The organism is Mycobacterium sp. RTGN4 (assembly GCF_033804635.1).
GTDB lineage: Bacteria > Actinomycetota > Actinomycetes > Mycobacteriales > Mycobacteriaceae > Mycobacterium.
In genome coordinates this window covers 425,637-437,552 of record NZ_JAPZLB010000006.1, presented here as the reverse complement: position 1 = coordinate 437,552, position 11,916 = coordinate 425,637, and the positions used below count along the sequence as shown (strand labels likewise).

At 64.7% G+C, this 11,916-nt stretch carries 13 protein-coding genes and 1 tRNA gene; 2 read left to right on the top strand and 12 right to left on the bottom strand.

The annotated features are described in order from the left end of the window. Nucleotides 1–471: 471 nt before the first annotated feature. The 5 genes from SLQ30_RS16195 to SLQ30_RS16175 all read right to left on the bottom strand — a co-directional run bounded on the left by SLQ30_RS16195 (nucleotide 472) and on the right by SLQ30_RS16175 (nucleotide 4,278). Nucleotides 472–738 (bottom strand): hypothetical protein, encoded by a 267-nt coding sequence (locus tag SLQ30_RS16195; RefSeq protein WP_319448549.1) that lies wholly within the window; start codon nucleotides 736–738, stop codon nucleotides 472–474. Between the two features lie 284 nt (nucleotides 739–1,022). Further along, nucleotides 1,023–2,345, bottom strand: a complete 1,323-nt coding sequence (locus tag SLQ30_RS16190; RefSeq protein WP_319448576.1) for a cytochrome P450 — start codon at nucleotides 2,343–2,345, stop codon at nucleotides 1,023–1,025. 822 nt (nucleotides 2,346–3,167) lie between these two features. Next, nucleotides 3,168–3,258: transfer RNA gene (locus tag SLQ30_RS16185), tRNA-Ser, on the bottom strand. Between the two features lie 55 nt (nucleotides 3,259–3,313). Next, on the bottom strand, nucleotides 3,314–3,763 hold the full coding sequence (locus tag SLQ30_RS16180) for a nucleoside deaminase (protein WP_319448548.1): 450 nt from the start codon (nucleotides 3,761–3,763) through the stop codon (nucleotides 3,314–3,316). After that, entirely contained in the window at nucleotides 3,760–4,278 is a 519-nt protein-coding gene (locus tag SLQ30_RS16175) for a tRNA adenosine deaminase-associated protein (protein WP_319448547.1), read from the bottom strand. Before SLQ30_RS16175 ends, SLQ30_RS16180 begins: the two co-directional genes overlap by 4 nt. A gap of 105 nt (nucleotides 4,279–4,383) precedes the next feature. Here SLQ30_RS16175 and SLQ30_RS16170 point away from each other — a divergent pair, with 105 nt between their 5' ends. Next, nucleotides 4,384–5,349, top strand: a complete 966-nt coding sequence (locus tag SLQ30_RS16170; protein WP_319448575.1) for a prephenate dehydrogenase — start codon at nucleotides 4,384–4,386, stop codon at nucleotides 5,347–5,349. Here the strand turns inward: SLQ30_RS16170 and SLQ30_RS16165 are convergent. Genes SLQ30_RS16165 through SLQ30_RS16145 form a run of 5 tightly spaced genes read right to left on the bottom strand, consistent with a single transcriptional unit; the run spans nucleotide 5,291 to nucleotide 9,451 of the window. Next, nucleotides 5,291–5,890 (bottom strand): putative glycolipid-binding domain-containing protein, encoded by a 600-nt coding sequence (locus SLQ30_RS16165; protein WP_319448546.1) that lies wholly within the window; start codon nucleotides 5,888–5,890, stop codon nucleotides 5,291–5,293. The genes SLQ30_RS16170 and SLQ30_RS16165 overlap by 59 nt on opposite strands. Continuing rightward, nucleotides 5,887–6,672 (bottom strand): ABC transporter permease, encoded by a 786-nt coding sequence (locus tag SLQ30_RS16160; RefSeq protein ID WP_319448545.1) that lies wholly within the window; start codon nucleotides 6,670–6,672, stop codon nucleotides 5,887–5,889. The genes SLQ30_RS16165 and SLQ30_RS16160 overlap by 4 nt, the downstream gene beginning before the upstream one ends. After that, nucleotides 6,669–7,343 carry an ABC transporter permease gene (locus SLQ30_RS16155; RefSeq protein WP_319448544.1) on the bottom strand — a complete coding sequence of 225 codons (675 nt, stop codon included), beginning with the start codon at nucleotides 7,341–7,343 and terminating at the stop codon, nucleotides 6,669–6,671. The genes SLQ30_RS16160 and SLQ30_RS16155 overlap by 4 nt, the downstream gene beginning before the upstream one ends. Nucleotides 7,344–7,347: 4 nt before the next feature. After that, nucleotides 7,348–8,457: an ABC transporter ATP-binding protein gene (locus SLQ30_RS16150; RefSeq protein ID WP_319448543.1), complete on the bottom strand. Its 1,110-nt coding sequence runs from the start codon at nucleotides 8,455–8,457 to the stop codon at nucleotides 7,348–7,350. A gap of 43 nt (nucleotides 8,458–8,500) precedes the next feature. Next, the gene (locus tag SLQ30_RS16145; RefSeq protein WP_319448542.1) at nucleotides 8,501–9,451 is read right to left on the bottom strand and encodes an ABC transporter substrate-binding protein; all 951 of its coding nucleotides are present in this window, start codon (nucleotides 9,449–9,451) and stop codon (nucleotides 8,501–8,503) included. A gap of 104 nt (nucleotides 9,452–9,555) precedes the next feature. On the opposite strand from SLQ30_RS16145, the gene SLQ30_RS16140 reads away from it, so the two are divergent. Further along, a complete protein-coding gene (locus SLQ30_RS16140) occupies nucleotides 9,556–9,963 on the top strand; it encodes a lipopolysaccharide assembly LapA domain-containing protein (RefSeq protein ID WP_319448541.1) in 408 nt (135 codons plus the stop codon). A 4-nt stretch (nucleotides 9,964–9,967) separates the two neighbouring features. Here the strand turns inward: SLQ30_RS16140 and SLQ30_RS16135 are convergent, their stop codons facing one another. Both SLQ30_RS16135 and SLQ30_RS16130 read right to left on the bottom strand, forming a co-directional pair. After that, nucleotides 9,968–10,795 carry a transglutaminase family protein gene (locus SLQ30_RS16135; protein ID WP_319448540.1) on the bottom strand — a complete coding sequence of 276 codons (828 nt, stop codon included), beginning with the start codon at nucleotides 10,793–10,795 and terminating at the stop codon, nucleotides 9,968–9,970. A 93-nt stretch (nucleotides 10,796–10,888) separates the two neighbouring features. Further along, nucleotides 10,889–11,908, bottom strand: coding sequence for a phosphotransferase family protein (locus SLQ30_RS16130; protein WP_319448539.1), 1,020 nt, complete (start codon nucleotides 11,906–11,908; stop codon nucleotides 10,889–10,891). Nucleotides 11,909–11,916 lie beyond the last annotated feature (8 nt).

Genomic DNA, 11,916 nt, shown 5'->3' with positions numbered 1-11,916 from the left:
CCCACAACCGGCTGCCACACCGCCCGGGTGGCGGAATTACGTGACAGACGAGGTGGGGGAATTCCGTGACGGACAACCCCTCAAGCTGGAGGAATTATGTGACCGCTGACAATTGGATCGTGCCCGTCGTGGAAGTAAGTCAATTGGTGCTCTCGCGGAAGGCGTGACTTCGCACCGGTGCTGATCAGCGGCGCTGTGGCTGCGCCGCCGAGGATCCACGGGTAGCGCCCTCCAGTTGCGCGATACAGCCAGGGGTCGATGCGAAACAAAACGTGCCGAGAGAAAAACTGGCCGCCGCGCGAGCGACCGAAGCGTACGAAGGCGTCATACCGACGTCCATGCTGCTCATGCGGATCCACGTAATGCAGCTTCATGCGAAGAATCTTCTGACCAAATCCAACGGTTGTCGATGACGCTTTCACATTCAAATATCACCGGCCGTCTACACCGAACGATTCATCTACACGAGAGTCACCGCTGCGACGAATTCTGCGGCGGTACGGGCTGAGCGGTCGGGGCGCTGGGCTTCACTGGCGAGTCCTGGTACTCGGTCCACCCACCATTTCCCCACGTGCACGATTCATGCAAGGTGTTTCCCTCAACGCTCGAGCCACGTTTGCCGTGGGTCGCAAGGCATCCGTCGCCGAACGCCGTCGCACCCGCGCCAGGAGCCATTGCGATCAACGCGCCGATCGCGAACGTGGCCGCGCCAAATGTGTGAAGCCGGGAAGTACTCATTATGTCTTCTCCTAGGTTTCTTCGACCCGCCCAATAGCAAACTCCCAGATTGAGGTTCTTGTCAATGCATGTCGGACTCAAACTGCAGGATGTCGACTTGCGCGCTCATTTCTGGCGTTCCGTGAATGCTTGCATGAGCAAAGATTCCCACTGCGCCTGCGGGCTCGGAACGTCGAGCCCTCATGCTCAATCATGTTGTCAGCGAGCGCGGCTCGTCCAGGTGGCAAACGTCAAAAACCAGCAATACTTGCCAGGTTCACAGATCAGGTCGGCCATGAACATGGCTAGCCAGTGTTGACCCTTGCGGGTCCGAGGTTGACGGGTAGTTGTTTTATTCCGCGCATCAGGGTGATGTTGTCCAGGGTCGGTTCGCCGGCGAGGGTTAGCTGGGGGAAGCGCTCGAAGAGTGCTTGCAGGCCGATCTGCAGTTCCATGCGAGCAAGCGCCGCGCCGAGGCAGACATGGATACCGGTGCCAAAGCTGATGTGGTCGCGGGCGTTGGCACGGGTGGTGTCGAATTCGTCGGGACGTTCGAAGATGGCCGGATCACGATTCGCGCCGCCGATGAGAAGGTTGATGGCTGAGCCTTCCCGCACGGTGTGGCCGTCGATTTGAATTGTTTCGGTGGCCACCCTGACCGCGACTTGGAGGACGGAGTCGTAGCGCAGCGTCTCTTCGACCGCGTTGGGCCAGCCCTCGGGATGTGCCTGAAGGCGGGCCAGTTGATCAGGGTGGCTGACAAGCGCCACGATTGCGTTGCCGAATGAATGGGCGGTGGTGAGGAACCCGGCGCCAAGGAGTACCGACCCGAACATCTTGACCTCGGCGTCGGTGAGATCGCCGTCCTGTAGGACGGCAGACAAGATGCTGTCGTCGCCGCCGTGACGACGGAGCCGCTCGATATGCGCGGCGATGGAGCCTTCGTACCCGCGCAACGCTGCCATGCCGGTACGGAAATCCTGCCAGGAGGGCGCCGTGGTCATGAGCAGTCTGGTGCCGGGTTCGGCCAACGCGTAGAGCTCGGGTATCTCGTCACGAGGAATGCCCAGCATCTCGGCAATGACTTCGATGGGGATTCGAGAAGCGTAGTCGGCGCGCAAATCGCAGTGGGTGTTGTCGTTGAGATCGTTGAGCAGGGTGTTGGCAATCTCCTGGATGCGGTGACGAAGTCCGTCGATCGCCCGAGGGGTAAACGCCCGCGACACCAGGCTTCGCAACCGCGCATGCTCGGGTGGATCAGTGACGAGCAGTGACCGCGATTCCATACCATTCAGCCCGTCGGGGTTGGGGTCGGTTTTCGCGAGCATGCGCCGAACGACACGAAACGGTGACCGCTCCGACGGGTTAATGGTCCGGAACCTGTTGTCACGTAGCACGTCACGGACAATCTGCCCGTCAGCCGTGACCCACACGCTCCCGCCCACCGCCGCATACATACGCCCCCGTTCGCGTATCTGCTCAACAAGGTGATACACGTTTTTGGGCTGGCTGCTATCGATCAACAGCTGGGCAAACGGATCACCCGTGCGAGCGAGCAGCTTCAGCGTCGCACGCGGCAGTCCATATCCCATCAGCCAATGCGCCCGAGTCGAAATATCCGCATTCATGTTGTTCGCTTCTGCTGCATTCATATTGTTCCCCCCGTGTTTAATTGACTACCGGCGAGGCTAGCGGCGAACGAGCAGCCGTATTCGGTTTCGAGCAGGCGAGTCTGTCAGCTTTTCAGCGGAGGGCGCAGCCACCGAAACGCTTTCGCGGAGATCGGTGATCTGTTGCCAAGCGAGATAGCCCCTCACCTGCGTGAGCAGGATCGGCGCTATGGCGGTGGCGGAGGGATTTGAACCCTATTCCTGAATCACCCTAACCCCGCTCAACCCAGTTGAACTGCTGAAATTCATCACCGCAGTTCATGCTAGATACGTGTAACTGTGAGTAGATTGTGGGCACAGTGTGGGTACCGTTGATCTGTTTCCGCAGTGGCCCCCCGGCGGCACCACCTACTTCGGCGGACAGTCGCCATCGGTCCAAGGACAGGCATGGCCTCGAAAGGGTTGTCGCAGACTGGCAGAAGAATGCTCTAGAGGCACTCATTGGCGGCTGCAGGTAGATCCAAATAATCAGAGCCGAATCGGTTTATGTCTGACGATTGATCTAGCTTTTGCTTCGACAGACACGGCCCGCGAACAGATTATGAGGTGCCAAGTGCCAAGCCGAGCAGAGATTCAAGAGTTCGAGCACCCGTGGTCTATTGCGCTCAAACTCGTCGATGATGCTCCGACGCGATCTCCACGACCTCAATGCCGTTGCAGTCACGCTACATAGCCGTTATTCGCGCTCGGGTGTGGGCAAAGTGTGGGCAGAAAATGAGCAGATCCTCACTCCGCAACCATAGAAATAGCCCCTCACCTGCGCGAACAGGATCGGGGCTATGGCGGTGGCGGAGGGATTTGAACCCTCGGACGGGGGTTACCCGTCACACGCTTTCGAGGCGTGCTCCTTAGGCCGCTCGGACACGCCACCGCCGGGAAGCTTACCGGGGGCCGAGCCGCAGCCCATAATCGCCGCCGCGCGTCGATCACCGTTGCCGCGCGAAGAACTCCTCAAGCGGCCTAGCGCAGTCGTCGGCCAGCACCCCACCCCGAACCTCCGGCCGGTGGGTGAGCCGCCGGTCCCGAACCACGTCCCACAGCGACCCGACCGCACCCGTCTTGGGCTCCCAGGCGCCGAACACCAGCCGAGCCACCCGCGCCATCACCAGCGCACCGGCACACATCGTGCAGGGCTCGACGGTCACCGCCAGGGTCGCGCCCTCGAGTCGCCACCCGTCGCCGACAACCTGGGCAGCGGCGCGCAACGCGAGGATCTCGGCGTGTGCGGTGGGATCCCCCAGCTGCTCGCGCGCGTTCGCGGCGCGAGCCAGTTCGGTGCCGTCGGCGGCGAATACGACGGCCCCGATGGGCACGTCACGCTCATCGGCCGCAGCGGCCGCCTCGAGCGCCCGCCGGATGAGCTCCTCGTCGGTCACCGATCGAGTTTGTCCAGCACCGCCGACATCTCGTCACCGAAGCCCATCTCCTGGGCGATCCGGGCCAACTGCTCGTCGGCGTAGTCGTCGTCGGCGAGGATGACGCCCAACACGCCCTCGGGCAACCCGATGTCGGACAGCACGCCGAGGTCGCCCTCTTCGAACGGGTCGTCGTCCTCGAGTTCGTCCAGATCGACGTCGGCGTCGAGCTTGTCGAGCACCTCTTTCGCGATGTCGTAGTCCAGCGCGGCCGTCGCGTCCGAAAGAAACAGCCTGGCCCCGGCGGGTGCGGGCCGCACGATCACGAAGAATTCATCGTCGACGTCCAGCAGCCCGAAAACCGCTCCGGCACTGCGTAATTCCCGCAATTCGGTCTCAGCGGCGGCGAGACTGCTCAACGCGGCGCGGCGCAGCGGCGAGCAACGCCACTTTCCGTCCTCCCGGACGACGGCGACACCGAAGCCGTCGGGGAGATCCGCGGCCTCGTTTTTCGCCTGCGCACGCTGTGCTCCCATGGACATAACGCTAGCCCCCACCCAGGGCTTTGACCAGAATTCGGGCCCAAGCCCGACGTCAGCGGGACGCGTTCGATGTGCCAACCTTGACCTGTGAAGACTTCTGTGTGCGTGCTGGGCTTGGGCCTGATCGGCGGGTCGGTGATGCGCGCGCTGAAGGACTCCGGCCGGGAGGTCTTCGGCTACAACAGGTCGATCGATGGGGTCGAAGCCGCCCGATTCGACGGATTCGATGCGTCCGGCGACATCAACGCGGTGCTTGCCCGGGCCGCCGCCGCACAGGCGCTCATCGTGCTCGCCGTCCCGGTGCCCGCCCTACCGATCTTGCTTCAGCACATCCGCAGCGCCGCCCCGAACTGCCCGCTCACCGACGTCGTCAGCGTCAAAAGCGCAGTGCTGCAGTTGGTTCGCGATCACGGCTTGCTCGAGCGCTTCGTCGGGGGACATCCGATGGCCGGTACGGCGCGCTCGGGGTGGGCGGCGGGCACTCCCCACCTGTTCGCGGGCGCACCGTGGGTGATCAGCGTGGACGATCACGTCGATCCGAACGTGTGGGCCGACGTCATGCACCTGGCGCTGGACTGCCGGGCCGTCGTCGTCCCCGCGCGCTCCGACGAGCACGACGCGGCCGCGGCGGCCATCTCGCACCTGCCTCACCTGCTCGCCGAAGCGCTCGCAGTGACCGCAGCCGACGTGCCACTTGCGTTCGCGCTGGCTGCAGGCTCGTTCCGGGACGGCACCCGCGTCGCGGCCACCGCACCCGACCTGGTGCGCGCCATGTGCGAGGCGAACTCCGAGCCACTTCAAGAAGCCCTGAATCGAACCATCGATCTGCTGGTTGCGGCCCGCGACGGGTTGAACTCGACCGGATCGGTGGCCGAGCTCGTCGAGGCCGGCCACGCCGCGCGGGTGAGTTACGACAGCTTCGCCAGGCCGCAGATCATCACCACCGTCGTGGGCGCCGACGACTGGCGCGCCGAACTCGCGGCAGCGGGCCGTTCGGGCGGCGTGATCAGATCCGCGTTGCCAGTCCTGGGTAGTCGAGCGGGAAGCCCTCGTCGTCGACAGTGATGACGGTGTCCGCCACCGGGGACTTCAACTTGATGCCTGCGCCGTCTGCGCTGCTGTAACTGATCGTCGCGGCATCCACTGACAGGTCCGGCAGGTTCACGTAGACCACGGCCAGCGAGAGCGACTCGGACCGCTGATACAGCCCGGTCCGCCGGATCGGCAGCGCGTTGAAGAACGGGCTGAAGACCACGTCGACGTCCAGCGCGCCGTCATACGCCGCCCGCTTGGACTGGTTCGAGTGATCCTGCACCAGCCACATGTTCTCTTCGTCCCGCGCGATCGACAGCTGACGTTCGCGCTCGGCCAGCGTCACCGTCAGCGACAGGCGTTTGGTGGCGCCGTGGTCGTCGGTGACGAGGTCGTAGGACGCGCTGAACGCGGGGTGTGATCCGGTGGCGGCGGCGACGATCCGTCCGTAGGCCTTGATGCGCTTGCCCGACACCTGCACGCGGACGGATTCCATCCGCGGAACGTCGTGCGCACGCCAGGTCAGGATCGCGGGCCATACGGTTTCGCTTGGAGCGGATTGGGCTGCACTCACTCATCTACCGTAGGCGACGGACCCCTCGCTTCGTAGCCGCCTTGGGAAGAGCCGTCAGATCGAGACGCTCCTGCTGACTGAAGCGCAACCTCATCACCGAGCAGCGGCTGAGGCATCCGCCGGAATCTGTCGGCACCCGGTTCGGACAACCACACCGCGAGCGCCAGGATCGCGTCGAGGATCAGCGCGAGCGCCGTCACCATCAGCGCGCCAACCAACGCCAGGGAGAACTCGCGCACCTTGATGCCGTCGATGAGGTAGCGGCCCAGGCCACCGAGGCTTGCGTACGCAGCAACGGTGGCGGTCGCCACGATTTGCAGTGTCGCCGTGCGCAGTCCGCTCACGATGAGCGGCAGCGCGTTGGGCACCTCTACGCGCAGCAGCACCCGCGCCTCGGTCATGCCCATCGATCTGGCCGCATCCACGACGTTGCGGTCGACGTTCGCGATGCCCGAGTAGGTACCGGCCAGCAACGGCGGAATGCCCAACAGCATCAGTGCGATGGTCGGTGGCACCAGCCCCAGCCCCCACAGCAGTACCCCGAGCAACAGCACGCCGAGGGTCGGCAATGCGCGCAGGGCGTTGACACCGCTGACGACGAGGAACGTGCCCTTGCCCGTGTGGCCGATGACCATCCCGATGGGGATGGCGATCAGCGCGGAGAAGATCACCGCGACGAAGGTGTACTGCAGGTGCTCGAGGATCCGCGCGGTCAAGCCGGCCGGGCCACCCCAGTTGGCGGCGGTGAAGATGAAGGCCAGCGCCTCGTGGAGGAAGTTCATGCCGGCGCGACCTTCCCCTTGGCCCGCTTGCTCACTCGGCCGGCCCTGGTCCACGGCGTGATCGCCTTGCCAGCGAACATGATCACGGTGTCGACGAGGATCGCGAGGATGAAGATCGCGACGATGCCCGCGATGATCTGGTCGCTCTTGTCCGACTGATAACCCTCGGTGAACCAGGTGCCAAGCCCGCCGATGCCGATCACCGAGCCGACCGACACCATCGAGATATTCGTGACGGCGACGACGCGCAAGCTGGCGACGAGTACCGGAATCGCCAGCGGCAGTTCGACTTTCAAGATCCGCGTGAGCGGCCTGTAGCCAACGGCCGTGGCGGCGTCGAGCACCGCGGGTGACACTGCGTCCAGGGCCTCCGGCACGGCCCGCACCAACAGCGCCACGGTGTACAGCGTCAGCGCCACGATGACGTTGGCGGGCGACAGGATCGTGGTCGGAATGATCAGCGGCAGTACGACGAACAACGCAAGCGACGGAATCGTGAAGATGATGCTCGCGGCGACCGTGGTCAGCCTGCGCAGCAGCTTGGTCCGGTGCACCAACGCTCCCAGCGGCACGGCGATCACTAACCCCAGCACCAGCGGCAGCAACGACAGCCACAGGTGGACCTGCGACAGCTTCCAGGCCTGGGGTAGGTGATGGAAGAGGTAGTTCACGCCGCTACCCCACCTCGGGTACGCGGCGCTGCTTCTTCAATGCCTGCAACACGTCGTCGGCGTCGATGCCACCGACGAGAAGCCCGTCCTGGTCGACGGCGACGCCCAGTCCGGCCGGTGACGACAACGCGGCGTCCAGCGCCAGCCGCAAGGATCCGTCGGGATGGAAGAACGAGCCGCCGCCGACCGTGCTGTCGTAGAGCGCAGCCCCCTTGCGGTGCACCTCGACGCCGTCGGCATTGATCCACGCGAACGGCTTGCCGTCCGACTTTGTGACAAGCACCCACTCCTGCGGGCCAAGCTCCAGCCGGTCGATGTCCGACTCGGCGACGGTCCGGACGTCCTGCAGCTGAAGGCCCGTCGCTTTGAAGAACTGCAGCCCGCGGTAGCCGCGATCGGCGCCGACGAAGCCCGAGACGAGCTCGTTGGCCGGATTGGACAAGACGAAGGAGGGCTCGGCGTACTGCAGCAAAGCCCCACCGCGGCCGAACACTGCGACCTTGTCTCCGAGTTTGATCGCCTCGTCGATGTCGTGGGTGACGAACACGATGGTCTTGCGCAATTCGCTTTGCAGCCGCAGGATCTCGGTCTGCAGGTCCTCCCGCACGACGGGGTCGACCGCGCTGAAAGGCTCGTCCATCAACAGGATCGGCGGGTCCGCGGCCAACGCTCGGGCCACCCCGACGCGCTGCTGCTGACCACCCGACAGCTGCCCCGGATAGCGGTCGGCCAGCTTGGGGTCCAGCCCAACGCGTTCCAGCACCCCGAGGGCAGCCTTGCGCGCCGAGCGCCGAGACTCGCCCTTGAGCACCGGCACCGTCGCGACGTTGTCGACCACCCGCAGGTGCGGCATCAGTCCGGCGCTCTGGATGACGTAGCCGATGCCCAGCCGGAGCTTGACGGGGTCGACCTTGGTGACGTCCTTGCCGTCGACGGTCAGCGTGCCCGACGTCGGATCGATCATCCGGTTGATCATCCGCATCGACGTCGTCTTGCCACAGCCAGACGGGCCGACGAACACCGCAAGCGTGCCTGCGGGCACGTCCAGGCTGAGTTCGTCGACGGCGACGGTGCCGTCCGGGTACTTCTTGGTGACGTTCTCGAAGGTGATCAACTGCTCAGACTCCCCTGTGCTTGTCTGGTCTTCGCGCAAGCGCTCATCCGATGGCTTTGTCGAAACCGTTGGCCTTGACCCATTTCGCCGCCGCCTGGTCCGGGTCGATGCCGGCATTGCCGGAGGTCTCGGTGTTCATCTCGATGAGCGCTTCGGTGGTGAGTTTGGCCGAGACGGCGTCGAGCACGGTCTTGAGTTGGTCGGACATCTTCTGCGAGGCCACCAGTGGCACGACGTTGGCCGCCAGGAAGTTGTTCTTCGGATCCTCGAGCATGACGAGTTTGTTCTGCGGAATGGCGGGCGAGGTGCTGAAGATGTCGGCGGCCGTCACCGTGCCGTCGACGAGCGCACGCACCGTGGCCGGGCCACCGCCGTCGCTGATGGAGACGAAGTTGGCAGGAGCGATGTCGAGGCCGTAGTTCTTCTTCAGCCCGGGCAGGCCCTCGGCGCGGTTCAGGAACTCCGACGGGGCGCCGAACTTCACCTCCGCCGAGTGCTTGGCGAGGTCGCCGATGGTCTTGAGATCCCATTTCGCGGCCGTCTCGGAGGTGACGGCGACGGTGTCCTGATCGTTGGCAGGCGACGGGTTGAGGATCGCCAAGTCACCGGGCAGCGCGCGGTACAGCGCCAGCAGGACGGAGTCCGGATCGGTGGCCTTGGTCTGCTTGTCGAAGTACTGCAACAGGTTTCCGGTGTATTCGGGAATCAGGTCGATGGAGTGGTCCTTGACGGCGGGCACGTAGGTCTCGCGACTGCCGATGCCGAACTGCCTGCCCACCGTGAAACCGTTGGCCTCCAACGCTTGTGCGTAGATCTCGGCGATGATCTTGGACTCCGGAAAGTCGGCCGAGCCCACCTTGATCGACTTCAGATCCCCGGAGACGGCACCGCCGCCGAGCGGGTTGGCACTGCCGCACGCGGTGGCGACGAACGCGAGTATCGCCGTCAACAGCGCCAATCCACGGCAGTACGCAGTTCGTCGCGGGGAGGTCATGGATGTCCCTTCGGCGTCACCAGGTTTTCCCGACCCTAGCCGCCGACGCGTGCTCATGCCCTGGTTTGGGTTTCGAACCGGCCCGTAAGGGGCAAGATGGGGGTATGAGTAGCAGCAACGAACCGCCAGTGTCACCGGAGTCCAACCTCGAACCGCTGCCACCACACTCGTTCCAGCCCGAGCCGCTTCCATCCGATACGCCGGGCGAACCGCCTGCCGTGAAGACCAAGCCCGTCGTCCCGCCCAACGAGGCCAGCAAGTTCACCAGGGCCGGGGCGCTCTGGTCGGCGCTCGCGCTCGGGTTCTTGGTGCTCGTCCTGTTGCTGGTCTTCATCATGCAGAACGGGGACCCCACGACCGTTCACTTGTTTGGGTGGGCGTGGAGTCTTCCGACCGGTATCGCATTGCTACTCGCGGCGATCGCAGGCGGCCTGGTGACATTCCTCGTCGGAACGGCGCGCATCATTCAGCTGCGCCGCGCGGCAAAGAAGAACCTCAAGGCGGGGCTGTAATCGCTTAGCGAATGGCCACCAGTTCGTCGACGGAGTCATACGGCAGCGGACCTTCGACCCACGCCGACACCACGCTGGAGTTGAGCGTGATGCTGCCGCGGTGGTTGTCCAGGAAGGCCGTGTCCGCCGCGTCGCGTCCGGTGCTGATGCGCACCAACGTCTGACGCGGTGCCAGACATGTCGCGTCGACCACGTGCCACTCCCCGTTCACGTAGGCCTCGGCGACCGCGTGGAAGTCCATCGGCTGGCAGCCCGGCGCGTACACCGCAACCAGCCGGGCAGGCACGTTGACCGCACGTAGCAATGCGACGACGAGGTGCGCGTAGTCCCGGCAGACGCCCCGTCCGGCCAGCAGGGTGTCGACCGCGCCGTCGATCGGGTCGGACGACCCTGGCACGTAGAACAACCGGGAGCCCACCCACGACGAGACCTTTTCCAGCAGATCCGCGGGATCGGAGAAATCGCCGAATTCAGTGGCGGCGAAGCCGAAGAACTTGTCGGCTTCGGCGTAGCGGCTCGGCCGCAGGTACGTCGTCAGGTCGATCTCTTCGATGGGCGCGGGATCCGCCTGGCCGACGACGGTCGCGAAGTAGTTGACCCACAGGCTGCCTCCGTCGACGTCCAATTTGTGGATCCGGTTGCCGTGCTCACCGATCAGTTCCTTTGCTTCAATCTCGTTGCCGTTCAACGTGAACGAGATCTGTTCGGTAACTTCTGCACCCGGCTGCGGGGCGACCGCGATCTGAAATTCGAGCGTGGTGGGTGCGTCGATCCACACGTCGAGCTGCGCGCCGACCTCACGCTTGAGCCCACTGTCTGGCCACGACGACATACGAAACCTCTCCAAATCCGGTAACCCGCGAACGTGCGGGGAGTGCGCTTCCATGTACCCCACCACGCGGCGGTCCAATCCGCGCGCCGTGGATTAGGACAGCTCGGTGAGCCCCATCGAGATGAGCGGGGCGACGGCCTCCCCGACCTTGTCTCCGTATTCGGTGCCGCCCCCCATCCGGTCGCGGAACTGGATGCCCGCCGCGATGATCGCCAGCTTGAAGTAGGCCAGCGCCATGTAAAAGTCCCAGTGCGCCAATGGCAGGTCGGCTGCGCGTGAGTACTTCTGCGCCAACTCGTCGGCCGACGGAATCTGCGGCGACGACCATGCGGCGTCGGCGTGCACCATGTCGAACATCGGGTGCCGGTACACGCACATCAGCGCGGCGTCGGACAGCGGGTCGCCCAGCGTCGACATCTCCCAGTCCAGCACCGCCCGCACCTTGGTGGCGTCCTTCGCATCGAGCATCGTGTTGTCGATGCGGTAGTCGCCGTGCACGATCGCACTGCGGCTCTGCGGTGGAATCGCGTCAGATAGCTTGGTGTGCAACAGCTTTACGTCGGCGTCGCGGAGGTCATCTTCTGTTTTGACCAGGTCCCACTGCCCACCCCAACGCTTGACCTGCCGCTCGAGGTAGCCCGTCGGCTTGCCGAAGTCGCCGAGCCCGACGGCCTCCGGGTCGACGGAATGCAGGTCGGCCAGCACCTTGATGAGCGCGTCGACGCAGGCCTCGATGGTGGCCTGGTCGCCCAGCGCCTCGAGTTCGGCGGTGTGCCGGACGATGCGGCCGGGAACGAAGTCGACCATCTGGAACGGGGCGCCGAGCACCGAGTCGTCGTTGCGCATCGTCACGGCGTGCGCGACGGGTACCGGGGTGTCCGCCAGCGCCGCCACCACCTTGTACTCGCGGGCCATGTCGTGGGCCGACGGCGTCAGTCCGTGTAGCGGCGGTCGGCGCAGCACCCACTTGGACGCATCGTCGAACACCAGGAACGTCAGATTGGAGCGGCCGCCTGAGATGAGCTCCGCGCGGAGCTCACCGGCACGCGGGAGACCGATGTCTTGAAGGTGCCGGTCGAGTGCGCCGACGTCGAGGCCCTCCAAAGAAGTCACGGGACTTG